The 25,172-nt window shown below is 69.6% G+C and carries 29 protein-coding genes; 21 read left to right on the top strand and 8 right to left on the bottom strand.

Annotation, left to right across the window (positions count from 1 at the left end; translation table 11 throughout):
* Window positions 1-45 precede the first annotated feature (45 nt).
* The 3 genes from FHY06_RS30695 to FHY06_RS30685 all read left to right on the top strand — a co-directional run bounded on the left by FHY06_RS30695 (window position 46) and on the right by FHY06_RS30685 (window position 1,929).
* The gene (locus tag FHY06_RS30695) at window positions 46-423 is read left to right on the top strand and encodes a YraN family protein (protein ID WP_126185900.1); all 378 of its coding nucleotides are present in this window, start codon (window positions 46-48) and stop codon (window positions 421-423) included.
* An 85-nt stretch (window positions 424-508) separates the two neighbouring features.
* Window positions 509-1,120 carry an SIS domain-containing protein gene (locus FHY06_RS30690; RefSeq protein WP_019657574.1) on the top strand — a complete coding sequence of 204 codons (612 nt, stop codon included), beginning with the start codon at window positions 509-511 and terminating at the stop codon, window positions 1,118-1,120.
* Entirely contained in the window at window positions 1,117-1,929 is an 813-nt protein-coding gene (locus tag FHY06_RS30685) for a BON domain-containing protein (RefSeq protein ID WP_184607317.1), read from the top strand. The genes FHY06_RS30690 and FHY06_RS30685 overlap by 4 nt, the downstream gene beginning before the upstream one ends.
* A gap of 68 nt (window positions 1,930-1,997) precedes the next feature.
* Here the strand turns inward: FHY06_RS30685 and FHY06_RS30680 are convergent, their stop codons facing one another.
* Window positions 1,998-2,906: an NAD(P)-dependent oxidoreductase gene (locus tag FHY06_RS30680; RefSeq protein WP_145761592.1), complete on the bottom strand. Its 909-nt coding sequence runs from the start codon at window positions 2,904-2,906 to the stop codon at window positions 1,998-2,000.
* 89 nt (window positions 2,907-2,995) lie between these two features.
* Here FHY06_RS30680 and FHY06_RS30675 point away from each other — a divergent pair, with 89 nt between their 5' ends.
* Together FHY06_RS30675 and FHY06_RS30670 are read left to right on the top strand one after the other, a co-directional pair.
* Entirely contained in the window at window positions 2,996-3,478 is a 483-nt protein-coding gene (locus tag FHY06_RS30675) for a MerR family transcriptional regulator (RefSeq protein WP_184607316.1), read from the top strand.
* On the top strand, window positions 3,475-5,028 hold the full coding sequence (locus tag FHY06_RS30670) for an MFS transporter (RefSeq protein WP_184607315.1): 1,554 nt from the start codon (window positions 3,475-3,477) through the stop codon (window positions 5,026-5,028). Before FHY06_RS30675 ends, FHY06_RS30670 begins: the two co-directional genes overlap by 4 nt.
* An 81-nt stretch (window positions 5,029-5,109) precedes the next feature.
* On the opposite strand, the gene FHY06_RS30665 is transcribed toward FHY06_RS30670, so the two are convergent.
* A complete protein-coding gene (locus tag FHY06_RS30665; RefSeq protein ID WP_184607314.1) occupies window positions 5,110-5,841 on the bottom strand; it encodes a nitroreductase family protein in 732 nt (243 codons plus the stop codon).
* A 56-nt stretch (window positions 5,842-5,897) separates the two neighbouring features.
* On the opposite strand from FHY06_RS30665, the gene FHY06_RS30660 reads away from it, so the two are divergent.
* The gene (locus FHY06_RS30660; protein ID WP_240650190.1) at window positions 5,898-6,524 is read left to right on the top strand and encodes a TetR/AcrR family transcriptional regulator; all 627 of its coding nucleotides are present in this window, start codon (window positions 5,898-5,900) and stop codon (window positions 6,522-6,524) included.
* 13 nt (window positions 6,525-6,537) lie between these two features.
* On the opposite strand, the gene FHY06_RS30655 is transcribed toward FHY06_RS30660, so the two are convergent.
* Window positions 6,538-7,674, bottom strand: a complete 1,137-nt coding sequence (locus tag FHY06_RS30655; RefSeq protein ID WP_019657567.1) for a PilT/PilU family type 4a pilus ATPase — start codon at window positions 7,672-7,674, stop codon at window positions 6,538-6,540.
* Between the two features lie 136 nt (window positions 7,675-7,810).
* Window positions 7,811-8,854 carry a type IV pilus twitching motility protein PilT gene (locus FHY06_RS30650; protein ID WP_019657566.1) on the bottom strand — a complete coding sequence of 348 codons (1,044 nt, stop codon included), beginning with the start codon at window positions 8,852-8,854 and terminating at the stop codon, window positions 7,811-7,813.
* 51 nt (window positions 8,855-8,905) lie between these two features.
* Between FHY06_RS30650 and FHY06_RS30645 the strand changes: the two genes are divergently transcribed.
* Entirely contained in the window at window positions 8,906-9,610 is a 705-nt protein-coding gene (locus FHY06_RS30645) for a YggS family pyridoxal phosphate-dependent enzyme (protein ID WP_132755224.1), read from the top strand.
* A gap of 10 nt (window positions 9,611-9,620) precedes the next feature.
* On the opposite strand, the gene FHY06_RS30640 is transcribed toward FHY06_RS30645, so the two are convergent.
* The 3 genes from FHY06_RS30640 to FHY06_RS30630 form a co-directional block, all read right to left on the bottom strand.
* A complete protein-coding gene (locus FHY06_RS30640) occupies window positions 9,621-10,088 on the bottom strand; it encodes an Lrp/AsnC ligand binding domain-containing protein (RefSeq protein ID WP_019657564.1) in 468 nt (155 codons plus the stop codon).
* A gap of 147 nt (window positions 10,089-10,235) precedes the next feature.
* A complete protein-coding gene (locus FHY06_RS30635; protein WP_126185892.1) occupies window positions 10,236-10,694 on the bottom strand; it encodes a hypothetical protein in 459 nt (152 codons plus the stop codon).
* A 125-nt stretch (window positions 10,695-10,819) separates the two neighbouring features.
* Window positions 10,820-11,143 (bottom strand): DUF4148 domain-containing protein, encoded by a 324-nt coding sequence (locus tag FHY06_RS30630; RefSeq protein WP_184607312.1) that lies wholly within the window; start codon window positions 11,141-11,143, stop codon window positions 10,820-10,822.
* A gap of 235 nt (window positions 11,144-11,378) precedes the next feature.
* Here FHY06_RS30630 and FHY06_RS30625 point away from each other — a divergent pair, with 235 nt between their 5' ends.
* From FHY06_RS30625 to FHY06_RS30560, 14 genes are all read left to right on the top strand, one after another.
* Window positions 11,379-12,653 carry a Glu/Leu/Phe/Val family dehydrogenase gene (locus FHY06_RS30625; RefSeq protein ID WP_019657561.1) on the top strand — a complete coding sequence of 425 codons (1,275 nt, stop codon included), beginning with the start codon at window positions 11,379-11,381 and terminating at the stop codon, window positions 12,651-12,653.
* 36 nt (window positions 12,654-12,689) lie between these two features.
* Complete coding sequence (locus tag FHY06_RS30620; RefSeq protein ID WP_019657559.1) at window positions 12,690-13,352, top strand: nucleoside/nucleotide kinase family protein; 663 nt, start codon at window positions 12,690-12,692, stop codon at window positions 13,350-13,352.
* An 86-nt stretch (window positions 13,353-13,438) separates the two neighbouring features.
* Window positions 13,439-14,191, top strand: a complete 753-nt coding sequence (locus FHY06_RS30615) for a DUF2242 domain-containing protein (RefSeq protein ID WP_184607311.1) — start codon at window positions 13,439-13,441, stop codon at window positions 14,189-14,191.
* Between the two features lie 37 nt (window positions 14,192-14,228).
* Complete coding sequence (locus FHY06_RS30610) at window positions 14,229-14,708, top strand: MarR family winged helix-turn-helix transcriptional regulator (protein ID WP_184607310.1); 480 nt, start codon at window positions 14,229-14,231, stop codon at window positions 14,706-14,708.
* Complete coding sequence (locus FHY06_RS30605) at window positions 14,705-15,706, top strand: FUSC family protein (RefSeq protein WP_184607309.1); 1,002 nt, start codon at window positions 14,705-14,707, stop codon at window positions 15,704-15,706. The genes FHY06_RS30610 and FHY06_RS30605 overlap by 4 nt, the downstream gene beginning before the upstream one ends.
* A gap of 72 nt (window positions 15,707-15,778) precedes the next feature.
* On the top strand, window positions 15,779-16,297 hold the full coding sequence (locus FHY06_RS30600; protein WP_019657555.1) for an RDD family protein: 519 nt from the start codon (window positions 15,779-15,781) through the stop codon (window positions 16,295-16,297).
* A gap of 15 nt (window positions 16,298-16,312) precedes the next feature.
* Window positions 16,313-17,053, top strand: a complete 741-nt coding sequence (locus tag FHY06_RS30595; RefSeq protein WP_126185890.1) for an RDD family protein — start codon at window positions 16,313-16,315, stop codon at window positions 17,051-17,053.
* Window positions 17,050-18,039: a stage II sporulation protein M gene (locus tag FHY06_RS30590; RefSeq protein ID WP_132755233.1), complete on the top strand. Its 990-nt coding sequence runs from the start codon at window positions 17,050-17,052 to the stop codon at window positions 18,037-18,039. Before FHY06_RS30595 ends, FHY06_RS30590 begins: the two co-directional genes overlap by 4 nt.
* Window positions 18,029-18,760, top strand: coding sequence for a hypothetical protein (locus FHY06_RS30585; RefSeq protein WP_184607308.1), 732 nt, complete (start codon window positions 18,029-18,031; stop codon window positions 18,758-18,760). The genes FHY06_RS30590 and FHY06_RS30585 overlap by 11 nt, the downstream gene beginning before the upstream one ends.
* A 196-nt stretch (window positions 18,761-18,956) precedes the next feature.
* A complete protein-coding gene (locus tag FHY06_RS30580) occupies window positions 18,957-19,718 on the top strand; it encodes a DUF4129 domain-containing protein (RefSeq protein ID WP_260310787.1) in 762 nt (253 codons plus the stop codon).
* Complete coding sequence (locus FHY06_RS30575; protein WP_184607307.1) at window positions 19,715-20,992, top strand: DUF4350 domain-containing protein; 1,278 nt, start codon at window positions 19,715-19,717, stop codon at window positions 20,990-20,992. The genes FHY06_RS30580 and FHY06_RS30575 overlap by 4 nt, the downstream gene beginning before the upstream one ends.
* Window positions 20,993-21,006: 14 nt before the next feature.
* On the top strand, window positions 21,007-22,002 hold the full coding sequence (locus tag FHY06_RS30570) for an AAA family ATPase (RefSeq protein WP_019657549.1): 996 nt from the start codon (window positions 21,007-21,009) through the stop codon (window positions 22,000-22,002).
* Window positions 22,003-22,120: 118 nt separating this feature from the next.
* Window positions 22,121-23,497, top strand: coding sequence for a DUF58 domain-containing protein (locus tag FHY06_RS30565; protein WP_184607306.1), 1,377 nt, complete (start codon window positions 22,121-22,123; stop codon window positions 23,495-23,497).
* Window positions 23,498-23,554: 57 nt separating this feature from the next.
* Window positions 23,555-24,118 carry a DUF805 domain-containing protein gene (locus tag FHY06_RS30560; RefSeq protein ID WP_019657547.1) on the top strand — a complete coding sequence of 188 codons (564 nt, stop codon included), beginning with the start codon at window positions 23,555-23,557 and terminating at the stop codon, window positions 24,116-24,118.
* 132 nt (window positions 24,119-24,250) lie between these two features.
* On the opposite strand, the gene rocF is transcribed toward FHY06_RS30560, so the two are convergent.
* The gene (gene rocF, locus FHY06_RS30555) at window positions 24,251-25,171 is read right to left on the bottom strand and encodes an arginase (RefSeq protein WP_019657546.1); all 921 of its coding nucleotides are present in this window, start codon (window positions 25,169-25,171) and stop codon (window positions 24,251-24,253) included.
* Between the last annotated feature and the right edge of the window lies 1 nt (window position 25,172).

Here is a 25,172-nt window from a genome sequence, read left to right as displayed (position 1 = left end):
GGCAGCAGGAAAAAGAAGACTCTCGAGAGCCGGCCAGGGAGGGCCATGAAGACCGACACCACAACGAAGCATCGGGGCGATGCGGCGGAAGACGCCGCGCTCGACCACCTGCGGGACGCGGGCCTCGTGCTGCTCGCCCGCAATTATCGGACGCCCGGGCGCGGCGGCGGCGAGATCGACCTGATCATGCGCGATCCGCGCCCGTCTCCCACGGGCACGCTGGTGTTCGTGGAGGTGCGGCATCGCAGCCGCGGCACGCACGGCGGCGCGGGCGGCAGCATCACGGGGCTGAAGCAGCGGCGCATCGTGTTCGCCGCGCAGCACTACCTGAGCCGGCTGCGCACCGTGCCGCCGTGCCGCTTCGACGTGGTGCTGGTGGAGGACCGGATCACCTGGCTGCAGGCGGCCTTCGATGCCGGCTGATGCGCCGTCCGGGGGAATTGAAGCCGCAATGCAGGCTCCACACTCGAACGTCTTGTTTCACAGCCCCCAGTTATCATCCCGCCCCATGCTCGAGCAACGGATTCAGCAGCACTTCATCGACAGTGCCGACCTCAAGTACCAGACCGGGCCGGTACTCAGCAAACCCATCTCCCAAGCGATGCAGGCCTTGCTGGCCTGCGTGACCAGCGGCGGCAAGGTGCTCGCATGCGGCGCCGGCGTCTCCGGCCTGCTGGCGGCCCAGTTCGCCGCGCAGTTCGTGGGCCGCTTCGAACGCGAGCGGCCCGAGCTCGGCGCCATCGCGCTGCCCGGCGATGCCACCGACCCCGCCGCCGACGGCCCCGACGCTCCGGATGCCGACCGCTTCGCCCGCCAGGTGCGCGCGCTCGGCCAGGCCGGCGACGTGCTGCTCGCCCTGAGCATCAGCGGCCAGTCGGCATCGGTGCTCGCGGCAGTGGCCGCGGCGCACGAGCGCGACATGACCGTCGTCGCGCTGCTGGGCAACGCGGCATCGGGTGCAGGCAGCACCATCGGCCGCGCGCTGCGCGAGACGGACGTACAGATCAGCGTGCCGCACGAGCGTGCGGCGCGCATCCACGAGATCCACCAGATCGCACTGCACTGCCTTTGCGACGGCGTGGACGCCCAGCTACTCGGAGAACAGGAAGCTTCCTCATGACCTTCAAGACCATGACGACGACATCGACCCAACGTTTCGCACTCGCCCTGACACTGGGCGCCGCACTGGTCACGAGCCTTTCCGCCTGCGTGCCGCTCGTCGTGGGCGGCGCGGCCGTGGTGGGCGTGGGCATGGTGGCCACCGACCGCCGCAGCTCGGGCGCACAGCTCGACGACCAGGGCATCGAGCTGCGCGCCGCGGCCCGCGTGCGCGACATCGCCAACGACCAGATGTACGTGAGCGTCACCAGCTACAACCGTCAGGTGCTGCTGACCGGCGCCGTCGGCAGCGATGCCGACCGCCGCCGCGTCGAGGAAGAGGTGGGCCGCATCGCGAACGTGCGCTCGGTGGTCAACGAACTGACCGTCGGCTCCTCGAGCACCTTCCAGGACCGCTCGAACGACCTCTACATCACCGGCAAGGTGAAGGCCTCGCTGCTGGACGCCAAGGACATCTTCGCGAACTCCTTCAAGGTGGTGACCGAGCGCGGCGTGGTCTACCTGATGGGCATCGCCACGCGCCGCGAGACCGACCGCGCGACCGAGATCGCGCGCGGCGTCTCGGGCGTGGTCAAGGTGGTGCGCATGGTCGAGGTCGTGAGCGAGGCCGACTTGGCCGCCAGCCAGGCCGCGAACCAGGCCGCGGCGCAGCGCGTCGGCACGGGTCCGGCGCCGGTCACCTCGGCCACGCCGTCCGCGCCGTCGTCGTCCGGCTCGCGCGTGCCGCTGCCGCCGATGGACCCGCTGCCCCCGGCGGGCTCGTCGTCCACGCCGTCCTCGAACGGGGTGACGACTTCTCCGGTGCGCTGAGAAAGAGGCACCGTCCACCGCCCATGAAAAAGCCCGCATCCGCGGGCTTTTTTGCTTTCTTCAGGCGGTCACTTCAGCCGCGTGATGAGGCTCGACGTGTCCCAGCGTCGGCCGCCGGCCTGCTGCACGTCGGCATAGAACTGGTCGACCAGCGCCGTCACCGGCACGCGTGCGCCGTTGCGCTTGGCCTCGTCGAGCACCAGGCCCAGGTCCTTGCGCATCCAGTCGACCGCGAAGCCGTAGTCGAACTTGCCTTCGATCATGGTCTTGCCGCGGTTCTCCATCTGCCAGCTCTGGGCCGCGCCCTTGCTGATGACGCCGAGCACGGCTTCCATGTCGAGCCCCGCGCGCTGTCCGAAGGCGATGGCTTCCGACAGGCCCTGCACCAGGCCCGCGATGGCGATCTGGTTCACCATCTTTGCGAGCTGGCCGGCGCCGCTTTCGCCCAGCAGCGTGACCGCGCGCGAGAACGCCATGGCCACCGGCTTGATGCGCTCGAAGACTGCCGCGTCGCCGCCGCACATCACGGTGAGCGCACCGTTCTGCGCGCCGGCCTGGCCGCCCGAGACGGGGGCGTCGATGAAATGCAGGCCCAGCGCCTGCGCGGCCTTCGAGAGTTCACGCGCCACGTCGGCCGAGGCAGTGGTGTGGTCGACCAGTACAGCGCCCTTCTTCATGCCGGCGAAGGCGCCGTCGTCGCCCAGGACCACCGAGCGCAGGTCGTCGTCGTTGCCGACGCAGCAGAACACGATGTCGGCGCCGTCCGCCGCTTCGCGCGGGGTGGCTGCATGGCGGCCGGGCGGGCCGAATTCGTCGGCCCAGGCCTGCGCCTTGGCGGCGGTGCGGTTGTAGACCGTGACGCGGTGGCCGGCCTTGGCCAGGTGGCCGGCCATCGGGCCGCCCATGACGCCGAGGCCGAGGAAGGCCACTGTCTGCGCGGGGATGGATTCGTAGGTGCGGGGGTTGATGCTGCTCATGGGGCCACAGCTTAAAGCCATTCCACGAGAGGTGGGATCCCCGGCCAACCTGTACGTGAACGTACAGGTTTGGCTAGGATCGACCCATCATGACCGACCAGACCCCCGCCAGCAACATCACCGTGCGCGATGCCGCGGCGCGGCTCGGCGTCACGCCGCGTACGCTCAAGTACTACGAGGAGCTGGGTCTCGTGGTGCCGATGCGCAGCGAAGGCGGCTACCGCCTCTACGAGCAGGCCGACCTCGACAAGCTCGCGCGCGTGCTGCGCATGCGATCGCTGGGCTTCTCGCTCACGGCCATCACCGCGATGCTGCAGCAGCCGATGGAAGCGCCGGCCGAAGGCGGCCGCCCGCGGCTGTCCAACGCTTCGCTCAAGACGCTGCGCGAAACGCTCACGGGCCAGCTCGCGACGCTCGATGCGCGCGTGGCGCAGGTTCGGCGCGAGCTCAAGGAAGCCGCGGCGCTGCAGGCGCAGCTCAAGCGCGACCTGGACTACGTGGAGCGCCGCCTTGCGGGCGAGCCGCTCGAAGAGGCGCTCGAGCAGCGCCGCAGGGAGCGGCCCGCGTCATGAGCACCCCGGCCCTGGCGTGGCCTTCGCGCGGCAGCACCGCCGCGGTCGCGCTGCTGCCCTGGGCCATCGGCCTCGTCACGGCCATCGACTATTTCGACAACGCGCTCTTCGCCTTCTTCGCCAGCTACATCGCCGGGGGCGTGAATGCGTCGCCCGACGAGCTCGTGTGGGCCTCCAGCGCCTACGCGCTGGGCGCCGTGCTGGGCATCCTGCACCAGCATGCGTGGATCGAGCGGCTGGGCTACAGGCGCTACCTCGCCGTGTGCATGTTCGCCTTCGCTGCCGGCGGCGCGGCCGCGGCGCTGTGCGACAGCTCGATGCAGCTCACGCTCGCGCGTGCCCTGCAGGGTTACTTCGTCGGGCCGATGCTGGGCGCCTGCCGCATCCTGATCCAGATCGGCATTCCGGCCGCGCGCCGCGCCAAGGCGCTGAAGGCGTTCATGGTGCTGATCGTCTTCGGCGGCGCGCTGGCGCCCGTCGCGGGTGCCTTCCTGGTCGCCAACTTCGACTGGCGCTGGCTGTTCGCAAGCACTGCGCCGGCGGCAGCGCTCATCGGACTGCTCGTGCTGTGGACGCTGCCCGACATCGGCGACGTCGAGCCGCACGAGCGAACCGAGCCGCACTACCTCGCCTACCTGGTGTTCGCGCTCGCGCAGGCTGCGCTGCAGGTGGTGCTGACGCGCTCGCACTTCGAGCTCTTCGCCGGCTCGCCCGCTCTCGTCGGACTTGCCATCGCCGGCGTGGCGGGGCTCGCCTGGTTCGGCTGGCAGCAGTGGCGGCATCCGGCGCCGCTGGTGCGCCTGCATGCATTGCGCAACGCGTCATTCCGCGTGGGGCTGGCGCTCTACGTCGTCTATTACTACCTCTCGACCGGCTTCAGCTACCTGCTGCCGCGCATGATGGAGGGCGGGCTCGGCTTCGCCGTGGGCAACACCGGCTACTTCACCGGGGCGGCCTCGTTCGCGACGGGGCTGCTGGTCTTCGTCTACCTCAAGTACTCTGCGCGACTGGCTCGCAAGAAGTGGCTCATCGTCATCGGTTTCGGCATCGCGGCGCTGGCGGCGTGGATGCTCTCGCGCATCACGCCGCAGGCAGGGCGCGAGGCCCTGCTGGTGCCGCTGCTGCTGCGCGGGTTGCTGATGCTCTTCGTCGTGCTGCCCGTTGCCAACCTCACCTTCAGGCCCTTCGCCGCGGAGGAGTTCGCGCACGGCTATCGGCTGAAGAACCTGGTGCGCCAGCTCGCAATCTCGTTCGCGACCTCGACCGTGATCGCGCTCCAGCAGCACCGGCTGGCGCTTCACGAGGTGCGGCTGAGCGAATCGACCAATGCCGCGAACGCGAGCTTCATGCAGGCGCTCGATTCCCTGACCCACGGCTTCGCCGCGACGGGGCATTCGGCGGGCGAGGCCCACGCGATGGCGCTGGGCACGCTGTGGCGCACGCTGGAGCAGCAAGCCACCTTCATGGCCTCGCTGGACGGCTTCACCGCGATGGCGGTGATTGCGCTGGCGGCGGGGGTGTTCGCCGCGTGGCAGAAGACGATCGACTAGATTTCCATCGCCGCCGCTGGTGCGCTAGCGGCCACAACGATCTCGCCGACGCCGTACCCGGGGTTCGTCCCCGCGATGGATTCAGTGCTCGACGACAGCCTCGGCCGAGGCCCTTCGCCATTGCTGTTCGACGCGGGCGTTGCTTGCCCGGTATCCCAACGCGATGACCACGGGGATGACCGTCCCCCGGGGAAGACCGAGAAGATCGACGACCTTCGGGGCGGAGAACCCTTCCATGGGGCATGAATCGATGCCCTTGGCGGCGGCCGCGAGCATGAGTGTCTGTGCTGCGTACGCGGAATTCCGCGCGACCCAGCCGCGTCCCCCCAGGTGGCCCACGGGCAGCAGAGAAAGCGTCGGTCGAATCAGGGCGGCGAGCGACGTAAGAAGTGTCCAGGGAGCCCAGGAGCCCGTTCCGAGAACGCGGCGGAACATCCTCAATTGTTTTCGATGGTAGTCCTTCGCTCGCTCCGGCAACTCGCTGTCGGCCGAGACGTGGGCGAGTTGCTGTGAAGCCGTGCTGAGTGCAATCTGCGGGCTGGCGGCGACGACGATCAGCGCGGCAGCCGACGCTGCGGCGCGCTGGCCGTTGCACGCGGCGGCCAGGCGCGCCCTCATGTCCGGGTCTCGAACCCAGTGGAAGCGGTACGGCTGCAGATTGCCGCTCGAGGGCGCACGCGCAGCCTCCGTGAGGATCTCGCGGACTTCGTCATCGGCCAGGACCGCGGTTCTGTCGAAATCGCGGATGGCGCGACGGCGGTGGTTGATTTCAAGAAATGCCGTCCAGAGCGACGGACTGCTTTGCGTCTTCATGAGCAAATAGTAAGCTCATGCTTTGTTTTTCGATACTTGCATTCCGGAGCCGCGAGATGAGAGCCGCCCGCAAGGCCACCGAACCCAGGAAACTCCCGCGCCAGCAGCGCTCGCATCTGACCGTCGACGCCATTACGCAAGCGGCGGCTTACATTCTGGTGAATTTCGGATGGGAGAGACTGACCACGAACGCGGTCGCGGAACGTGCCGGCGTGAACATCAGCTCGCTCTACCAGTACTTCCCGAACAAGGAGGCGATCGTCGCGGAGCTGCAGCGGCGTCACATCCTCCAGACCCAGAGCAAGTTGGCGCAAGCCCTCGTGCAGCTACCCGCCCAGCGCACCTTGCGCGAAGCTCTCGTGTTGCTCGTTCAGGCCATGGTCGACGAACACCGGATCGCTCCCGCAGTGCATCGGGCCATCGCCGACGAGTTGCCGAGGTCGGTGCGATGTGAAATCGACAACGAAGACCGGGTCGAGCAACTGCGAAAGGCTCTGGAGCCGTACGCGCGCCACGTTCCCGATCTGCGCGTGGCGATCCGGATCGGGCTGGTCGCCGCGCATGCGGTCATCCATGAGGCGACGTCGCACGATCCCGCAGTACTCGAGCGACCCCAATTCGTCGATGAAGTGGTCGCCTTGCTCTACGGCTACCTGCGCCGTCCTCGGTTGGCGGCGCCGTGAACTGCACGCAGCCCTAGACGATCGCGAAGTGCTCCGTGCCCGCAGCCAGGTCGGTGCTGCGTGCACGCTGGCTGTTGAGCTTGATCTGCAGGCGCAGGTCGTTGGCCGAGTCGGCGTTGCGGATGGCGTCCTCGAAGCTGATCGAGTGGCTCTCGAACAGGTCGAACAGCGCCTGGTCGAAGGTCTGCATGCCGAGGTTGCGGCTCTTGCGCATGATCTCCTTGATCTCGCCCACTTCGCCCTTGAAGATCAGGTCGGAAATCAACGGCGTGTTCAGCAGCACCTCCACCGCGGCCACGCGGCCCAGGCCGTCTTCGGTCGGCACCAGGCGCTGCGAGATCAGCGAGCGCAGGTTCAGCGACAGGTCCATCAGCAGCTGGGCGCGGCGCTCTTCGGGGAAGAAGTTGATGATCCGGTCCAGCGCCTGGTTGGCGCTGTTGGCGTGCAGCGTGGCCATGCACAGGTGGCCGGTCTCGGCGAAGGCCACCGCGTGCTCCATGGTCTCGCGGTCGCGGATTTCGCCCATCAGGATCACGTCGGGCGCCTGGCGCAGCGTGTTCTTCAGCGCGGCTTCCCAGCTGTCGGTGTCGATGCCCACCTCGCGCTGCGTCACCACGCAGTTCTTGTGCGGATGCACGAACTCGACCGGGTCCTCCACCGTCACGATGTGGCCGAAGGAGTTCTCGTTGCGCCAGTCGATCATGGCCGCCAGCGTGGTCGACTTGCCCGAGCCCGTGGCGCCCACCAGGATGCACAGGCCGCGCTTGGTCATCGACACGTCCTTCAGCACCTGCGGCATGCCCAGGCCGTCGATGGTCGGCAGCTTCGCGGGAATGGTCCGCAGCACCATGCCGACCTTGCCCTGCTGCACGAACGCGTTCACGCGGAAGCGGCCGATGCCGGTGGGCGAGATCGCGAAGTTGCATTCCTTGGTGCGCTCGAACTCGGCCGTCTGGCGGTCGTTCATGATCGAGCGGGTCAGCGCCAGCGTGTGCGGCGCGCCCAGCGCCTGCTGCGAGACCTTGGTGACCTTGCCGTCGACCTTGATGGCTGGCGGAAAGTCGGCCGTGATGAACAGGTCGCTGCCGTTGCGGCTCACCATGAGCTTGAGCAGGTCGTTGATGAACTGGCTGGCTTGATCGCGTTCCATGAGAGCGCTCCTTGATCTGTTTAGATAGAACCTGCTGGCGGCCGACCGCCGGGCCTTCCCAAGGCGGCCGCGCCTTCCCCAAGGGAGGAGGCGGTGCGCGCAGCGCAGCGAAGTGAAAAGCCGTGGCGCCCCATGGCTAGCCGGGGAAGTTCTCGGGAATCTTCGCCTTGCTGCGGGCTTCCGCTGCCGAGATGGTATTGCGGCGCACCAGTTCCGTCAGGTTCTGGTCGAGCGTCTGCATGCCCGAGCCCTGGCCGGTCTGGATGGTGGAGTACATCTGCGCCACCTTCGCCTCGCGGATCAGGTTGCGGATGGCCGGGGTGCCCAGCATGATCTCGTGCGCCGCCACGCGGCTCTGGCCGTCCTTGGTCTTGCACAGCGTCTGCGAGATCACGGCCTGCAGCGACTCCGAGAGCATGGCGCGGATCATTTCCTTCTCCTCGCCCGGGAACACGTCGATGATCCGGTCGATGGTCTTGGCGGCCGACGAGGTGTGCAGCGTGCCGAACACCAGGTGGCCCGTCTCCGCTGCGGTCATCGCCAGGCGGATGGTCTCCAGGTCGCGCAGCTCGCCCACCAGGATGGCGTCGGGGTCTTCGCGCAGGGCGGAGCGCAGGGCGTTGGAGAACGACAGCGTCATCGGCCCGACCTCGCGCTGGTTGATCAGGCACTTCTTCGACTCGTGCACGAATTCGATCGGGTCTTCCACCGTGAGGATGTGGCCGTACTCGTTCTCGTTGAGGTAGTTGATCATCGCCGCCAGCGTGGTCGACTTGCCCGAACCCGTGGGGCCCGTCACCAGCACCAGCCCGCGTGGCTTGAGCGCCAGTTCGCCGAAAATCTTGGGCGCGTTGAGCTGCTCGAGCGTGAGGATCTTCGAGGGAATGGTCCGGAACACGGCGGCCGCGCCGCGCGCCTGGTTGAAGGCGTTCACGCGGAAGCGCGCGAGGCCGTCGATCTCGAAGGAGAAGTCGACCTCCAGGAACTCTTCATAGTGCTTGCGGTGCGTGTCGCTCATGATGTCGTACACCATGGCGTGCACGCCCTTGTGGTCGAGCGCATCGACGTTGATGCGGCGCACGTCGCCGTTGACGCGGATCATCGGCGGCAGGCCCGCGGAAAGGTGCAGGTCGGAGGCTTTGTTCTTGACGCTGAACGCCAGCAGTTGGGTGATGTCCACGGGGCTCCTCGGCTCGGGTTTCGTGACGTTTTGATACGATTTTGGACGATTATGACGATGATTGGCGACGACCTCCAGCAAGTAAACGACCGGATCGCGAAGGCATGTGTAACGGCCGGCCGCGACCCGGCCGGCGTGCGCCTGCTGGCGGTGTCCAAGACCTTCGGACCGGATGCGGTGCGCGAGGCGCACGCGGCGGGCCAGTCGGCCTTCGGCGAGAACTACGTGCAGGAAGGGCTGGACAAGATCGAAGCCCTCGCCGACCTGCGTTCCTCCCTCGAATGGCACTGCATCGGGCCCCTGCAGAGCAACAAGACGCGGCCGGTGGCCGAGCACTTCGACTGGGTCCACAGCATCGACAGATTGAAGATCGCCGAGCGTCTTTCGGCCCAGCGCCCGGCGCACCTGCCGCCGCTGGATGTATGCCTTCAGGTTAATGTGGACGGCGGCGCGAACAAGTCCGGCGTGCCTCCTGAAGAGGCGCTGGCGCTGGCGCGCGCTGTGGCGGCTTTGCCACAACTCCGGCTGCGCGGGCTCATGGCGATTCCCGAGCCGGCCACCGGCTTCGAAGCGCAGCGCGAGCTGTGCCTGCGCGCGCATGCGGTGTACCAGTCGATCCGCGACGCGGGCATCGCGCTCGATACCCTGTCGCTGGGCATGAGCGCGGACCTCGAGGCAGCCATCAGCGCCGGCAGCACGATGGTGCGCGTGGGCACGGCGATCTTCGGCGGCCGCAACTATGCCAAGCCGGCCTGACGGGCTTGCCTCAGACCCCCAGCGGCAGCCGCGCGCTGTTCTTCACTTCTTCCATCACCGCATAGGTCCGCGTCTCGCGCACGCCGGGCAACTGCCACAGCACGGTGCCGGCGAACTCGCGGTAGGCGGCCATGTCGGCCATGCGGGTCTTGAGCAGGTAGTCGAAGCCGCCGGCGACCATGTGGCATTCCATGATCTCGTCGCGCACCTGCACGGCGGCCTTGAACTGGTCGAACACGTTGGGGGTGGTGCGGTCGAGTAGCACCTCGACGAAGACGGTGAAGCCGCGGCCCAGCTTGTGCGGATCGAGCCGCGCCTCGTAGCCCTGGATGAAGCCGTCGCGCGTGAGCCGCTGCACGCGCGCGAGCACGGCAGTGGGCGAGAGCGCCACCGCTTCGGCCAGCTTGAGGTTGGTGATGCGGCCGTCCTCCTGAAGGATTTTCAGCAGGCGGAGATCAATGCGGTCCAGGTCGAGCATCGGAGGATTATCCGGCTCGCGCATCGAATCGTGGCAAAAGATGCGGCCTATGACATCAGGTCGTAGGAGATAGAACCAAGGAACTGCCGTCGGCCTACCCTTGCTTGCCCCCAGGCAGCGCAAGGGGGGCCGGCGCGTTCCTTTCGGTCAGCGAAGCCGTGTCTGCGGCTGGGCGGCGGCCTGCTGGTTCCTGAACTGGTCGACCAGCGCGCCGTAGGCGGGGCTCGCGCGCAGCCGTGCGTACTCGGCCGCGGCCTCGCGGTAGCCGGGCTTCATCGTGTCGGCGCCGGCCTCGCTGTTCTGCTGGGCCGCCAGGCCCGAGCGGATCCACAGCTGCGTGTCGGCCGCCACTGCGGCGCGGGAGTTGGCCGAGACCGCCACCGCCTGCTGTTCGTAGCTGCTGCTGTAGCCCTGCGTGGGCGCGGTCTTCAGCCATTGCATCGCATCGGCGGCCACGGCAGCGCGCGTGGTCGACGAAACCAGCGGCACGGGACGCGGATCGCCCTCGGCGTAGTTGCCGGCGAAGCTGGGCGCTGCGATGGTGCCCAGCAGCGCGGCGAGGGCGGCGGTGCCGATGAAGCGGGTGGCGGATGCTTGCTTGCTCATTGCTCGGTGACTCCTTGATATGTGACGTTGGTTGTTTGCCTGGTGATCCGACTCTAAGAAGCGGACCTGTGAGGGCGATAACCCGTCGATGACGTTTCTGTCATCTCCGGTGAAGAGGCGCGCACCTATCGCTCGCCCGAGGGGATCGCTCCCGCCCGCATCGCCTTGATGGCATCGGCCTCCACCGCGTCGCGCGTGGATAGCTGGCCGGTGCGTGCCGCGGGCCAGGGCGCGCCGCGGCTCACGCTGTTCCATGCGGGTTGCTTCTGCGCCGTCTCCAGCTCGGCCACGACCCTGTCGCGCGACGGGTCCTGCCTCGCGTGATCGGGGTGGCGCGTGACGCCGGCCTCTGTAGGCGCGAAGTGGTACTCGCCGGCGGCGGACGCTGCCAAAGGAATCAGCGCGGCTGCGAGAAGAGCGGAAGAAACAAGAAGCGTGCGATGCGGCATGGTCGGTATCTCCTGATCGGTTGTTCGCCGTCGCCGGAAATGGCGCCGACCCAGCCAATCTAGGAAGCGAAACAGTCAGCCCGCGCTCGCCGCGATGACATCGACGCAATGTCGGCATCGCAGGCCTGCCAACCTCTCTTGCATAACCGCCTCCGCGGCGCGCATAAGCCATGGCGCAACGTGCGGCGGAGGTCTATCGTTGCGGCCACCCTCACAAACCAACAAGGGAACCCCTATGAGCGAACAACTCTCCTTCGTCAGTCCTACAGCCAACAGCCCGTGGGGCACCTATCTCTCGCAGGTCGATCGCGTCGTGCCGTACCTCGGCCCGCTGGCCCGCTGGGTCGAAACCCTCAAGCGCCCCAAGCGCGCGCTCATCGTCGACGTGCCGATCGAAATGGACGACGGCAGCATCGCCCACTTCGAGGGCTACCGCGTGCAGCACAACATGAGCCGCGGCCCGGGCAAGGGCGGCATCCGCTTCCACCCCGACGTCACCCTCGAGGAAGTCATGGCCCTGTCGGCCTGGATGACCATCAAGACGGCCGCCGTGAACCTGCCGTACGGCGGCGCCAAGGGCGGCATCCGCGTCGACCCGAAGAAGCTCTCGCCGCAGGAACTCGAGAAAGTCACTCGCCGCTACACCAGCGAGATCGGCATCATCATCGGCCCGCACACCGACATCCCCGCGCCCGACGTCAACACCAACGCTCAGATCATGGCGTGGATGATGGACACCTACTCGATGAACGTCGGCGGCACCGCCACCGGCGTCGTCACCGGCAAGCCCCTGCACCTGGGCGGCTCGCTGGGCCGCGTGAAGGCCACCGGCCGCGGCGTGTTCGTCACCGGCCGCGAAGCCGCGCGACGCCTCGGCATCGACCTGCGCGGTGCGCGCATCGCCGTGCAGGGCTTCGGCAACGTGGGCTCCGTCGCGGCCGAACTCTTCGCCGAAGCCGGCGCCAAGATCGTCGCCGTGCAGGACCACACCGGCACCATCGTCAACACCAACGGCCTCGACCTCGCCAAGCTCGTGCCCATCTCGCGCACCGACGGCGTGGTCGGCTTCAAGGCCGGCGGCGACATCGTGCCGAACGAGGATTTCTGGAACACGCCCTGCGACATCCTCATTCCGGCCGCCCTCGAAGGCCAGCTCACCGCCGAGCGCGCGCAGAAGACCACCGCCAAGCTGGTGCTCGAAGGCGCCAACGGCCCCACCGTGCCGCAGGCCGACGACATCCTCGCCGAGCGCGGCGTGCTGGTGGTGCCCGACGTGATCTGCAACGCCGGCGGCGTGACCGTGAGCTACTTCGAATGGGTGCAGGACTTCTCGTCCTTCTTCTGGGACGAGGACGAGATCAACGTGCGCCTCGACCGCATCATGATGAACGCGCTCAACCAGATCTGGGACACGGCCGACAAGCACAAGATCACGCTGCGCACCGCGACGTACGCGGTGGCCTGCGAGCGCATCCTGATGGCTCGCCAGGAACGCGGCCTGTACCCCTGATGCTTTTTTGACCCAAGGAAAAGCTACGCTCGGGGGATGACCACCACCCCCGCGCAGACCTTTCCTCCGCTTCCTCCACTCCCGCCCGAAAGCGCGGCCCGCCTGCAGGCCTTGATGGCCAGCGGGCAGCGCAGGCTGCTGGGGCTCGTCGGTGCGCCCGGCGCGGGCAAGTCGACGCTCGCGGCTGCGCTGCTGCAGGCGGTGGGGGCGCAGCGTGCCCAGGTGGTCCCGATGGACGGCTTCCACCTTGCCAACGTCGAGCTGCAACGGCTCGGCCGCGCCGCACGCAAGGGCGCGCCCGACACCTTCGACAGCGCCGGCTACGTCGCGCTGCTGCAGCGGCTGCGCGAGCAGCGGCCCGACGGCGGAATCGTCTACGCGCCCGAGTTCCGCCGCGAGATCGAGGAGCCGATCGCCGGCGCGATCGCGGTGCTGCCGTCGACGCAGCTCGTCATCACCGAAGGCAACTACCTGCTGCACGACGTCGGCCCATGGGCCGGCGCGGCGGCGATGCTCGATGAGGTCTGGTACGTGGACATCGACGACGCGGTGCGCGAGGAGCGGCTGGTTCGCCGCCACCAGCAGTTCGGCCGCAGCGCCGAGGAGGCGCGCGCCTGGGTGGAGAGCACCGATGCGCCGAACGCGCGGCTGATCGCGCAGACGCGGGTGCGCGCCCATCACGTGCTGCCCTGGTCCTGAAAATTTCGGCATCGCGGCGGGAACGCCGCTGCACGGGCGCGCTCGAAGGCTTGCCGGCAAGGCCGCCGGTTAGCATTCGCCGCTTCATGCCGTCCATGCACTCCAATTCCCTGTTCGCCGTCCCTGCCTCGGTCCGTACATCGGTTCTCGCCGCGGGCCTGTTGTCCGCCGCTCTCCTGCTCGCCGGCTGCGGCAGCGCCTCCCGACAGGTCAGCTACGAGCCCGAGGCCTTCAGTTCCACCAACACCCATACCCGCGACTACGAGGCCACCGAGGCCGAGACCTGCGAGGCCGCGCGTCGTGCCCTGTTGAGCCAGGGCTACATGATCACGGCGGCCAACGCCGACCTCGTGACCGGGCGCAAGAGCTTCCAGCCGGCCGCCGAGGTGCATGTGGAGGTCGAGTTCCGCGTGGTCTGCGCGCGCGAAAGCACCCGCAGCGGCAAGGCGGGCAGGAGCACCGTGGCCTTCGCCACCGCCCTGCAGGACCGCTACGGGCTCAAGAAGGTGAACAACTCGGCGAGCCTCGGCGTGGGCGCGATCGGCTCTCTCTCGCTGCCTTTCGCCAGCAGCGACGACGCGATGGTGAAGGTGGCCAGCGAGACGCTGACCGACGAGCGCTTCTACGACCGCTTCTTCGCGCTGCTCGACCGCTTCCTCGAAGGCCCGGAAGCGCAGGACGAGGCGGCCGCGGCGAAGCCCGAGCAGTCGCCGGTCGCATCGCCGATCGCCTCTCCGGCCGCGGCGCCCGCGCCATTGACGGCCCCGGCAACGGCACCTGCCTCCGACCCGGCACCGGCCGTCACCTATCCCGTGACTTCGTCCCCCAACCGGGGCTGAAGCCCCAGATACCAAGACGCGTCTTACAATTCCGGGCATGGCTTCCACCATCCCGGACCCGGCGCAATGCGCCTCTCGCCTTCGCAGCGCGGTGTCGCTGCTCGCCCGCCAGCTGCGAAGCGGCAGCGCCGTGGCGGACAGCCCCAGCGTGGCCAAGCTCAGCGTGCTGGGCCAGCTCCATCAGCACGGCCCTTGCACGCCCACGACGCTGGCTGGACTGGAGCGCGTCAAGCTCCAGTCGCTGACAAGGCTGCTGGCCGAACTGGAGGCCGAGGGCTGGATCGGCCGCGCGCCGCATCCGGGCGACGGGCGGCAGTGGCTGCTGTCGCTCACCGCCGATGGCACCCGCCGGCTGAAGGCGATCATGCGCACGCGCGAGGCGGCGCTGGCCGAGGCCATCGGCGCCTCGCTCGATGAACGTCAGCGCGCCCTGCTGCTCGAAGCCTGCGGGCTGATCGACGGCATCGCCGCCCGACTCGATGGTGTCGACGGCAGCGCGAAGCTGTCCGGATCATGAGCGGCTCGCGCGCGCTGCAACGCTTGGCCGAGCCCTGGCGCCACGGGCGCTGGCGCCCAGGGGCGCAACTCGCGGCGGCGGTGGCCATCGCCTGGGGCCTGGCCACGGCGATGCAACTGCCCGAGAGCTTCTGGGCCGTGATGAGCGTGCTGATCGTCATGCGCCCGAGCGCCGGCTCCACGCTCGATGCAGGCTGGGACCGCGTGCGCGGCACCGCCGCCGGCGCGCTGGCCGGCATGGCAGGCGTCTATCTGCAGCATCACGGGGCACCGCCGATCGCGACCACGCTGGCCTTCGTCGTGCTGCTCGCGTTTGCCAGCGCCTCGGTGCCGGGCATGCGCAGCGCGCCGGTGGCGGCGCTGATCATCCTGTCTGCCGGCGGCATTCCCGGCCATTCGCCGCTGCAGGTGGCGATGCTGCGCATGGTGCAGATCGGCATCGGCGTGGGGGTGGCGCTGGCGGTCGCGACGGTGATGTCGGAGTACCACGCAGGCATGCGCTTCGACGAGGGCTGTGCGGCGCTACTGCGCGGCATCGGCAGGCGCATGTCCGCATCGCGGCGGCCGAGCGACGCTGCGGAGATCGAGCGCGTCCAGGCAGGCACGCGCGCGTCGCTGGGCCGCCTGAGTGCGCTGGCCGGCAGCGCCGACCTGGAGGCCCGGTGGTGGCGTCGCGGCGCCACCGGCGGCCGCTATCGCGACAAGGCCAGGCTGGCGGCGCGCATCTTCCAGGACGCCACGGTGCTCGACCGCGTGTTGCGGCTCGCCCCCGCGGCGCAAGCTGAAGCGGCCCAGGCAGCAGGTGCGGCCATCGCCGGCATGGCCGACGCGCTCGCGGGCCAGTCCGCCCCGCCCGACCTGGGCGAGCTGGCCCGCTGCGCCGCGCAGGCTTCATCGCGGCACGAGGCGTCGAACGCGCTGCTGGCCGCGCCGCTGAACCTGCTGCTCGACGACCTGCGGCGCCTGCAGGCGGTCATCGCCGCACGCCAGCCGACGTAGTCCGCCGGCCGGCGCCGACATCGAAGGTCCTAGAATCTTCCGAAAATTCATTCGTTTCGGAGAGGGACGGGCATGGAAGATCAGTCGCAGGACGCGCGCTACGCGCCTCCGCAATCCCATGTGGAAGACGTGGTGCAGCCGGGCGGAGGCCAGTCGGGTGAACTCGCATCGCGTGGCACGCGCTTCCTCTCGGCGATGCTCGATGCGGGCATCTCCATCGCGGCGATCTGGCTCCTGGCGACATTCACGCCCATCAACCTCTGGGAAGACGACGGCCTCGGCATATGGGAGCCGCGCATCTCCAGCGCGGCTTCCGGCGTCGTCCTCTACCTCGTGCTGCACGGCTACCTGCTGGCCACCCGCGGCCAGACCATCGGCAAGGCACTTTTCAAGATCCGCATCGCGCGGCCCGACGGCTCGCGTGCGCAGATCGGCCGCATCCTCGCGCTGCGCGACGGCCCGTTGTTCTTCACCAGCATCTGGCCGCTGCTCGGCCCGATCTACGTGCTGATCGACTGCCTCTTCATCTTCCGCGCGTCGCGCCGCTGCCTGCACGACCAGATCGCCGACACCGTCGTGCTGCAAGCCTGAGCCGGCGCGACCACAGTGCGCCTCGACACGCTCTACACCGCCGAGACCCCCGAAGGCATCGCGCTCTCGCTTCGCCCGGCCGGGCTGGTCGCGCGCGGGCTGGCCTACCTGATCGACTTCGCGATCCGGCTCGGCATCTTCGTCGCGATCTCCATCGCCGTCGGCATGCTCGGCAAGATGGGCTTCGGCATCCTGCTGATCGCCTACTTCTGCCTGGAGTGGTTCTACCCGGTGGTCTTCGAGCTCACGCGCGCGGCGGCCACGCCCGGCAAGCGCGTGATGGGCCTGCGCGTGGTGATGGATTCGGGCCTGCCCGTCACGCCCGCCGCCGCGCTCACGCGCAACCTGCTGCGCGCGGCCGACTTCGTTCCTTCCTTCTACGGCGCGGGCATCGTGTCGATGCTGTGGCGCCACGACAGCAAGCGCCTGGGCGACCTGGCCGCCGGCACGCTGGTGGTGTTCAGCGACCAGGTGAGCCTGCATGGCAGCCTGCCGCCGGCCGAGCCGCAGGCGCCCGCGCGGCCGCTGTCGGCGCGCGAGCAGATGGCCATCGTCTCGTGGGCCGGGCGCGCCACGCGCCTCACGCCCGAGCGCTTCGACGAACTCGCCCGCATCGCGGAGCCGGTGCTGGGCCCCGACACCACGGGCGCCCCGGCCTCGCAGCGCCTGCTCGGCGTGGCGCAGTGGGTGCTGGGCCGGCGCGCCGGTGCCGCCGCAGGTGGCAATGTCGATGCGCAGGAAAGGGCGGTGCGATGACGCCGCTCGATTTCGAAGCCGCCTACGCGCCACTGTGGGCCGAGCTCGAGGCCGTCATCCGTACGGCCGAGACCAGGCGCAAGTTCGACGGAGCCCGGCTCGCCACGCTTTACCGCCGCGTGTGCGAGCACCTCGCGCTGGCGCAGGCGCGCGCCTATCCGATCCACCTCACGCAACGCCTCGAGGGCCTCACGCAAAGCGCGCACCGGCTGATCTACCGCCGCCACGACTACGGCCTCGCGCGTTTCGCACGGCTCGCGCTGGTCGACTTTCCCGAGGCGGTGCGCGCGCACCGCTTCTACCTGCTGGTGTCGGCGCTGATGTTCGTGCTGCCGCTGCTGATGGCGGGCTGGGCGGCCTGGCGCGACCCGGGCTTCATCCTGCACCTGCTCGACGCCAGCTCGGTGCAGCAGTTCGATTCCATGTACGGCGACGGTGCCGAGTCGCTCGGCCGCACGCGCAGCGCGGGCGACGACTGGCAGATGTTCGGCTACTACATCATGAACAACATCGGCATCGGGTTCCGCTGCTTCGCGGCCGGCATCTTCGCCGGCATCGGCAGCGCCGCGGTGGTGCTGTTCAACGGTGTGCAGATCGGGGCGGTGGGCGGCTACCTCATTGCGGCGGGGCATGCCGAGAACTTCCTGTCCTTCGTCGTCACGCACTCGGCCTTCGAGCTCACCGCGATCGTGCTGGCAGGCGCGGCGGGCCTGCGGCTGGGCTATTCGTGGGTGGCGCCCGGACGGCACACGCGGCTGGAGGCGCTGCGGCTGGCGGCGCGGCATGCGGTGGTGATCGTCTACGGGGTGGTCGGGCTGCTGCTGATCGCCGCGGCCATCGAGGCCTTCTGGTCGTCGGCGCGCTGGATCGCGCCGGCCGTGAAGTACGGCGTGGGCGGCGCCTGCTGGCTGCTGGTGCTGGCCTACCTGGGCTGGCAGGGCAGGCCGCGTGCCAGCGACGAGGCGGGAGAAGCGCATGCAGGTTGACGGCCTCGCGATCGCGCTGAGGCCGCGGCCGATGGCCGAGGCCGCCGACCTCGGCGCGCAGCTGGTGCGCTGCCATGCGCGATCGGTGTGGCGCACCTTCCTGCCGGTTTACGTCGTCACGGTGCTGCTGGCCCTCTGCACGGTCGAGATCGCAGGCTGGCTGCCCGGCCTGCTGATCTTCTGGCTGAAGCCCTGGCTCGACCGCAGCCTGCTGTTCGTCCATTCGCGCGCCGTGTTCGGGCAGGAGACGCGCTGGTCCGACCTCTGGGCCAATCGCCGCGCCGTGTGGGGCGGACAGCTGCTGCGCACATTGCTGTGGCGGCGCTTCTCGCCCTGGCGCTCGTTCACCCAGGCCATCGAGCAGCTCGAAGGCCAGCGCGGCAGCGCCCGGAGCAAGCGGCGCACGCAGCTGCTGTACGGACGGCGCGGCGCCGCCACCGGCATGCAGCTGGTGTTCGCCAACGTCGAGATGGCGCTCGACATCTGCCTGCTGTCGCTGCTGTTCTGGTTCGCGCCCGAAGGCAGCGCCAGCGACCTCTTCGCGTGGTTCACGCAGTCCGATTCGCTGGCGCAGAGCCTGCTTGCGGCCGGCGCCTACGCGCTGGTCGTCGGCGTGCTGGAGCCGTTCTACGTGGCGGCGGGTTTCGCGATGTACCTCAACCGCCGGGTCGAGCTCGAAGCCTGGGACATCGAGCAGGAGTTCCGTCGTGGATTTCGATGACACCCCCAGGCTTCGCGCACTTCGTGTCGCTGCGCCAACCCCCTTGCAGGGGGCGATACCGGCGGCCCGGCGAAGCCGGTTCCGCGTGGGCTTGGAGCTCACCCCCAGGCTTCGCGCACTTCGTGTCGCTTCGCCAACCCCCTTGCAGGGGGCGATACCGGCGGCCCGGCGAAGCCGGTTCCGCGGTATCCCTGGAATGAGGGTGCTGGTTGCTCTGCTCCTGGCCTGGTGCGTGGTGTCGTTGCCTGTTGCCGCGGCCGAGACACCATTGACGCGCGAGCAGGTGAAGGCCGCGGCCGACAAGGTCCGCGCCGATCCGAACATGCCCGGCACCAGGACCGAGAAGAAGCTGCGCTTCAAGGAGCGTGACGACGAAGAGGAAGAGCCCGAGCACAAGGCCGACAGCCTCGGCTGGCTGCGCGACTTCGTGCGCGCGGTGGCCGAGGGTGCGCGCTGGCTGATCTGGGGGCTGGCCGCGCTGGCGCTGGCCTGGCTGGTCGTGCGCCTGCATCGCTGGGTGCGCGTGCGCGCCGGCGGCACGCGGCCCGGCAAGGCTCAGCTGCCGAGCCACGTGGGCAGCCTCGACATCCGCCCCGAAAGCCTGCCCGACGACATCGGCAATGCCGCCGCCGCCCTCTGGCAGCGCGGCCAGCACCGGCCCGCGCTGTCGCTGCTGTACCGCGGGGCGCTGTCGCGGCTCGTGCATGCGCATGCGGTGCCGGTGCGCGCCGCGAGCACCGAGGGCGAATGCGTGGCGCTCGCCGCGACCCGGCTGTCGCCGCAGGCGCAGGCCTTCTTCGTGCGGCTGGTCGAGGCCTGGCAACTGGCGGCCTACGGCGGCCGGCTGCCGTCCACCGCGCAGGTGCTCGCGCTGTGCGGCGAGTTCGACGCGCAACTGCCCGCCAGGCCAGCTGTTGCCGGGCAGGACGACGGCCTGATGAAGGGCGCGGCCGCATGAACGCCTGGGTGGTCCGCATCCTCGTGGTGCTCGTGCTGGCGCTGGCCGGCTTCTGGCTGGTCAACGCCACCGAATGGGCCGACACCGAGGTGTCGACCCCCGCGAGCGGCGAGGCCAAGACCAACCGCTTCTACGGCGCGCAGGTGCTGCTGCGCGAGCTCGGCATGAAGGTGGTCAAGCGCGACGGCCTCGACGCCATGCCGCCCGCGCAGGCGCGGCTGGTGCTCGGCTCCAGCCACTGGGACATGTTCCCCGAGCGCGGCAAGCGCCTGCGCCAGTGGGTCGAGCAGGGCGGGCACCTCGTGATGCCGGGCTACCTCGTCGGCGGAGACCAGCTCGAGGACTGGCTGCCATTGGTGCGCGAGAAGCCGCCCGCGTCCGACGAGAAGAACGATGCGAAGAACGACGAGGCGTCCGAGCCGAAGAAGAAAAAGAGATCCGGCCTCCCGCGCATCCCCGATCCGTCCGCCAAGGACGCGGACTGCCGCATCGTGACCGAACCCGCGACCGTGCCTGCGAGCTTCGCGGGCGGGCGCGGCTACCGGCTGTGCACCTGGTGGTCGCCCTCGCGCTACCGGCCCGCCGACAGGCAGCCCCCCGCGCTGTGGACGGTGGCCGGCTCGCGCGGCACCGAGGCGATCCGCGTGGCCGTCGGCCGCGGCTCCGTCACCGTGCTGCCCTGGGGCGTGTGGCACAACGACGGCATCCTGCGCGGCGACAACGCACTGTTCGCCGCCGCTGCCGTGCAGGCGCGCGGCGGCGCCGAGATCTGGTTCGTCGCCGACGAGGCGCGCGAGCCCTTCCTGCTGTGGCTCTGGCAGAAAGGCTGGGTGGCGCTGGTGCTCGGCCTGCTGGCACTGGCGGCTGCGCTGTGGCGCGCGGCGGTGCGCTTCGGGCCGCTCGCGCCTTCGGCCGGAACGCACCGGCGCTCCATGGCCGAGCAGGTGCGCGGCACCGCCGGCTTCCTGCACGCGCACGGCGCGGCTGCGCTGCACGTGGCGCAACTGCGCGCGCTCGACGAATCCGCCCGCCGCCAGCTGCGCGGCTACGCGCGTCGCGACGCGGCGGCGCGAGCAGCCGCCATCGCGCAGGCGACGGGGCTGGAGGCGGCGATGCTCGCCCGCGCGATGGACGAGGCCCGCTCCCGCCATGCCGGCGCCATGGCGATCGACCTGGAAGTGCTCGAGACCGCGCGCCGCCGGCTCGACGCGAACGGGCCGTTCACGCCCCGGCCTGCCTCTTCTTCGCCACCTTCTTCTTCCTCCTCATCCTGAACCGAGAGACACCCATGCAAGCCATCCAACCCGAAGAACTGACGCGTGCGGCCCAGTGGCTGCAGACGCTGCGCGCCGAGGTCGGCCAGGCCGTGGTCGGCCAGCTCGAGGCGGTCGACCAGACGCTGGTGGCGCTGGTGGCCTCGGGCCACGTGCTGATCGAGGGCGTGCCGGGGCTCGGCAAGACCCTGCTCGCACGGGCGCTGGCGCAGGCCATGACGCTGCGCTATTCGCGTGTGCAGTTCACGCCCGACCTGATGCCCTCGGACGTCACCGGCCACGCCGTGCTCGACATCGCCTCGCGCGGCGACGGCAGCCTCGGCACCCTGCGCGTGCACCAGGGCCCGGTGTTCACCAACCTGCTGCTGGCCGACGAGATCAACCGCGCGCCGGCCAAGACGCAGAGCGCGCTGCTCGAAGTCATGCAGGAGTACCAGGTCACGCTCGAAGGCAAGGCCATGGCGCTGCCGCGGCCCTTCATGGTGATGGCCACGCAGAACCCGATCGACACCGAGGGCACCTATCCGCTGCCCGAGGCGCAGCTCGACCGCTTCCTGCTGAAGATCGACATCGGCTTTCCGAGCCACAGCGAGGAGAACGCCATCGTGCAGCTCACCACGCGGCAGCGCGCGGGCAACCAGTTCCCGCTGGAGGCGGTGCGCCCCTGCCTCGACGAGGCGCAGGTGCTCGAACTGCAGCGGCTGGCCTGCCTGGTGCAGGCCGACGAGCGCGTGATCGACTACGCGGTGCGCATCGCGCGCGCCACGCGCGACTGGCCGGGGCTGTCGTCGGGCGCCGGCCCGCGCGGCACCATGGCGCTGGTGCGCGCCGCCCGCGCCGCCGCGCTGATGGCGGGGCGCGACTTCATCACGCCCGACGACGTGGCGCGCCAGGCGCTGCCCGCGCTGCGGCACCGCGTGATGATCTCGCCCGACGCGCAGCTCGAAGGCCTGAGCGTCGACACCCTGCTGCGCGCCGCGCGCGACAGCGTCGAAGCACCACGGCTATGACGTTCGCCCCCGGGCTTCACGCACTTCTTGCCGCTGCGCCAACCCCATGCCGGCGGCGACACCCGCGGCCCGGCGAAGCCGGTTCCGCGGTGTTTCCCGAAGGGACGGTGCTCTGTTGATGCGTCTGCTGCCAATTCCTGCGCGGGCGCCCGTGCTGGCGCTGGCTGGCCTGAGCACTGCCGCCGCGGCGGCGCTGCTGCTGGGCGCGCCGCTGGAATACGTCGCCCTCGCGGCGGGCGTGCTGCTGGCGCTGGGCCTCGTGCTGGCGGGCTTCGATCTCTGGCAGAGCCTGCGGCTGTGGCGCGCCGCGCCGCTGCGCATCGAGCGCAACCTGCCCGGCGCGTTCTCGCTGGGTGTGCCCACGGTGCTCACCCTCACGCTGGTGAACGAAGGTGCGCAGGCCTGGCGGGTGTCGGTGTTCGACGAGCTCGACACGCACTTCGCCTTCGAGGGCCTGCCGCAGGAGCACACGGTGCCGGCGCTCTCGCGCATCGCGATCCGCTACACGGCCACCGCCACGCAGCGCGGCGTGGCTCGGTTCGGGGCCACCCAGCTGCGCTGGCGCACCCGCCTCGGCTGCTTCGAGGTGCGGCAGACGCTCGGCGAGCCGCGCCGGCTGCGGGTGTATCCCAACTTCGCGGCGCTGGCACGCTACGCGTGGCTCTCGGGCGACCGGCGGCTCGCGCAGATCGGCATCAAGACCTATGCGCAGCGCGGGCTGGGCACCGACTTCCGCCAGCTCGCCGACTACAAGACCGGCGACTCGCTGCGCCACATCGACTGGAAGGCCACCCAGCGCCAGCGCCGGCCCATCGTGCGCGAGTTCCAGGACGACCGCGACCAGTGCGTGCTGTTCCTGCTCGACTGCGGCCGCCGCATGCGCGCCGACGAGGGCGCGCCGGCGCAGCAGGCCGACGGCAACGTCGGCACCAGCCACTTCGACGAGGCCCTCAACGCGCTGATGCTGCTGAGCTACGTCGCGCTGAAGGAGGGCGACGAGGTCGGCGCCATGACCTTCGGCTGCCCGCCGCAAGAGCGGCGCGACTTCGCCCCTCGCAAGGGCAGCGCCACGCTCAACGCGCTGATGAACCGGCTGCACGACATCCAGCCCGGTGCCACCCATTCCGACTACCTCCTGGCCGCGCAGGAACTGCTGCGCGTGCAGAAGCGGCGCGCACTGGTCATCGTGCTGACCAACTTCCGCGACGAAGACGCCGCCGAGCTGCGCCCTGCCATCAAGCTGCTGCGCCGCAAGCACCTCGTGCTGGTCGCGAGCCTGCGCGAGCGGGTGATCGGGCGCATCGCCAGCCAGCCGCTGGTGCATGCACGCGACGCGGTCGACGTGGCCGCGGCGCACCTGTTCGATCAGTCGCGCCGCGACGCCTTCGCGCGCGTGGTGGGCAACGATCCGCTGTCGGTCGACGTGGAGCCGGCCGACCTCGCGGTGGCGCTGGTGAATCGCTACCACGCCGTCAAAAGGGCTGGCCTTTTGTAAAGGTCTTTGCCCACAATGGGCGCTTCACAAATCAAAGCAGAGGAGAGAGAGAAACACATGACGACAGATTTCACCAACCCCAATCCTTACGCCGCGCCGCGCTCCGCGGTGGCCGACGTGTACGAGGGCGAATCCGGCGCCGTGCAGCCCGTCAAGCTGTGGTCCGCCAAGGGCCGCATCGGCCGGGCGCGCTTCCTGGCGTACACGCTTTATTCGTACATCATCTTCATCATCGCGGCAGCCGTGATGGGTGGCGTGCTCGGCTTCACCGGCCTTGCGCGCTCCGAGGGCGTGATCGGCGGGCTGACCTTCGTGCTCGCCATCCCGTACCTGGTCTTCTACGTGCTGACCGGCATCCAGCGTTCGCACGACATGGACTGGTCGGGCTGGATGCTGTTCCTGGCGCTGATCCCCTTCGTCGCGCTGATCTGGGTCTTCAAGCCCGGCACCAAGGGCCGCAACCGCTTCGGCGCGCCGCCGCCGCCCAACGGCATCGGCGTGCTGATCGGCGCGTGGCTGCTGCCGGTGATCACCGTGCTCGGCATCCTCGCGGCCATCGCGCTGCCGGCCTACCAGGGCTACAGCACGCGCGCCAAGGCGGCGCAGGTCGAGCGGCCCTGATCGATTCCCCTGGGCTCGGGAGAGCCCGTTAGCGAGACACCGCGCAACCGGTTCTGCCGGTCCGCGGGTGTCGCCCCCAGCGAGGGGGAAGGACAAACGACACGAAGTGCGCGAAGCCTGGGGGAGTTCTTCTTACCTCGCCAGCGTCGACTTGCCGAACAGGCTCTCGATGAGTTCCACGGCCACCTCGGCGGTCTGGTTGCGCACGTCGAGCGCCGGGTTCAGCTCCACCACGTCGAGCGAGCCGAGCCGGCGGGTGTCGGCGATCATTTCCATGCACAGCTGCATCTCGCGGTAGGTGGGGCCGCCGCGCACGCCGGTGCCCACGCCGGGCGCGTCGGCGGGGTCGAGGCAGTCGAGGTCGAAGCTCACGTGCAGGTGGGTGTCTTCGTCGACATCCTGCAGCGCCTCGGTCATGGTGGTGCGCATGCCGTGCTCGTCGATGTGGCGCATGTCGAACACGTTCAGGCCCAGCGTGCGGATGGCTTCCTTCTCGTCGCCATCCACGCTGCGGATGCCGATGAAGCGGATCGCGTCGTGCTGCAGCGCCGCGCGCTCGCCGCTCCAGCCGGTGAGCGCCGAGGGCCCGTGCCCCAGCAGGCACGACACCGGCATGCCGTGCAGGTTGCCGCTGGGGCTGGAGGCCTCGGTGTTGACGTCGGAGTGCGCATCGAGCCACAGCACGCGCAGCTTCTTGCCCCGCTTGCGCGCATGCCATGCCACCGCGCTGATCGAGCCGATGGCCAGGCAGTGGTCGCCGCCCATCATCAGCGGCACGCGGCCGGCACCCAGCGCCGTGTCGATGGCCTCGTAGACCGAGCGGTTCCAGGCGATCACCTCGTCGAGATGGCGCAGCCCGCTCGGCGGCTGCGTCCAGGGCGTGGCCGGCCCCGCGAGGTTGCCCCGGTCGACGACCGCATAGCCCTGCCGCGCGAGCGCCTCCGGCAGCCCCGCCACGCGCAGCGCGTCGGGGCCCATGCCCGCGCCGCGGACGCTGGCGCCGACGTCGGTGGGTGCGCCGATCAGTTCGAGGGTGACGTTGGCATTGCTCATC

This window comes from Variovorax atrisoli (assembly GCF_014195185.1).
Classification (GTDB): domain Bacteria; phylum Pseudomonadota; class Gammaproteobacteria; order Burkholderiales; family Burkholderiaceae_C; genus Variovorax; species Variovorax atrisoli.
This window is presented reverse-complemented; position numbering and strand designations above follow the sequence as displayed.

Excerpts from the sequence above, each read along its gene's own strand:
- FHY06_RS30675 (WP_184607316.1), top strand. The coding sequence starts at position 2,996 with ATGACCGACCAGACCCCCGCCAGCAACATCACCGTGCGCGATGCCGCG.
- FHY06_RS30590 (WP_132755233.1), top strand. The coding sequence starts at position 17,050 with ATGACGCCGCTCGATTTCGAAGCCGCCTACGCGCCACTGTGGGCCGAG.
- FHY06_RS30640 (WP_019657564.1), bottom strand. The coding sequence starts at position 10,088 with ATGCTCGACCTGGACCGCATTGATCTCCGCCTGCTGAAAATCCTTCAG.
- FHY06_RS30680 (WP_145761592.1), bottom strand. The coding sequence starts at position 2,906 with ATGAGCAGCATCAACCCCCGCACCTACGAATCCATCCCCGCGCAGACA.
- FHY06_RS30665 (WP_184607314.1), bottom strand. The coding sequence starts at position 5,841 with ATGAAGACGCAAAGCAGTCCGTCGCTCTGGACGGCATTTCTTGAAATC.
- FHY06_RS30610 (WP_184607310.1), top strand. The coding sequence starts at position 14,229 with ATGGCTTCCACCATCCCGGACCCGGCGCAATGCGCCTCTCGCCTTCGC.
- FHY06_RS30690 (WP_019657574.1), top strand. The coding sequence starts at position 509 with ATGCTCGAGCAACGGATTCAGCAGCACTTCATCGACAGTGCCGACCTC.
- FHY06_RS30560 (WP_019657547.1), top strand. The coding sequence starts at position 23,555 with ATGACGACAGATTTCACCAACCCCAATCCTTACGCCGCGCCGCGCTCC.
- FHY06_RS30635 (WP_126185892.1), bottom strand. The coding sequence starts at position 10,694 with ATGAGCAAGCAAGCATCCGCCACCCGCTTCATCGGCACCGCCGCCCTC.
- FHY06_RS30570 (WP_019657549.1), top strand. The coding sequence starts at position 21,007 with ATGCAAGCCATCCAACCCGAAGAACTGACGCGTGCGGCCCAGTGGCTG.
- FHY06_RS30575 (WP_184607307.1), top strand. The coding sequence starts at position 19,715 with ATGAACGCCTGGGTGGTCCGCATCCTCGTGGTGCTCGTGCTGGCGCTG.
- FHY06_RS30585 (WP_184607308.1), top strand. The coding sequence starts at position 18,029 with ATGCAGGTTGACGGCCTCGCGATCGCGCTGAGGCCGCGGCCGATGGCC.
- FHY06_RS30580 (WP_260310787.1), top strand. The coding sequence starts at position 18,957 with ATGAGGGTGCTGGTTGCTCTGCTCCTGGCCTGGTGCGTGGTGTCGTTG.
- FHY06_RS30670 (WP_184607315.1), top strand. The coding sequence starts at position 3,475 with ATGAGCACCCCGGCCCTGGCGTGGCCTTCGCGCGGCAGCACCGCCGCG.
- FHY06_RS30685 (WP_184607317.1), top strand. The coding sequence starts at position 1,117 with ATGACCTTCAAGACCATGACGACGACATCGACCCAACGTTTCGCACTC.
- FHY06_RS30630 (WP_184607312.1), bottom strand. The coding sequence starts at position 11,143 with ATGCCGCATCGCACGCTTCTTGTTTCTTCCGCTCTTCTCGCAGCCGCG.
- FHY06_RS30625 (WP_019657561.1), top strand. The coding sequence starts at position 11,379 with ATGAGCGAACAACTCTCCTTCGTCAGTCCTACAGCCAACAGCCCGTGG.
- rocF (WP_019657546.1), bottom strand. The coding sequence starts at position 25,171 with ATGAGCAATGCCAACGTCACCCTCGAACTGATCGGCGCACCCACCGAC.
- FHY06_RS30600 (WP_019657555.1), top strand. The coding sequence starts at position 15,779 with ATGGAAGATCAGTCGCAGGACGCGCGCTACGCGCCTCCGCAATCCCAT.
- FHY06_RS30605 (WP_184607309.1), top strand. The coding sequence starts at position 14,705 with ATGAGCGGCTCGCGCGCGCTGCAACGCTTGGCCGAGCCCTGGCGCCAC.
- FHY06_RS30655 (WP_019657567.1), bottom strand. The coding sequence starts at position 7,674 with ATGGAACGCGATCAAGCCAGCCAGTTCATCAACGACCTGCTCAAGCTC.
- FHY06_RS30620 (WP_019657559.1), top strand. The coding sequence starts at position 12,690 with ATGACCACCACCCCCGCGCAGACCTTTCCTCCGCTTCCTCCACTCCCG.
- FHY06_RS30565 (WP_184607306.1), top strand. The coding sequence starts at position 22,121 with ATGCGTCTGCTGCCAATTCCTGCGCGGGCGCCCGTGCTGGCGCTGGCT.
- FHY06_RS30695 (WP_126185900.1), top strand. The coding sequence starts at position 46 with ATGAAGACCGACACCACAACGAAGCATCGGGGCGATGCGGCGGAAGAC.
- FHY06_RS30615 (WP_184607311.1), top strand. The coding sequence starts at position 13,439 with ATGCCGTCCATGCACTCCAATTCCCTGTTCGCCGTCCCTGCCTCGGTC.
- FHY06_RS30645 (WP_132755224.1), top strand. The coding sequence starts at position 8,906 with ATGACGATGATTGGCGACGACCTCCAGCAAGTAAACGACCGGATCGCG.
- FHY06_RS30660 (WP_240650190.1), top strand. The coding sequence starts at position 5,898 with ATGAGAGCCGCCCGCAAGGCCACCGAACCCAGGAAACTCCCGCGCCAG.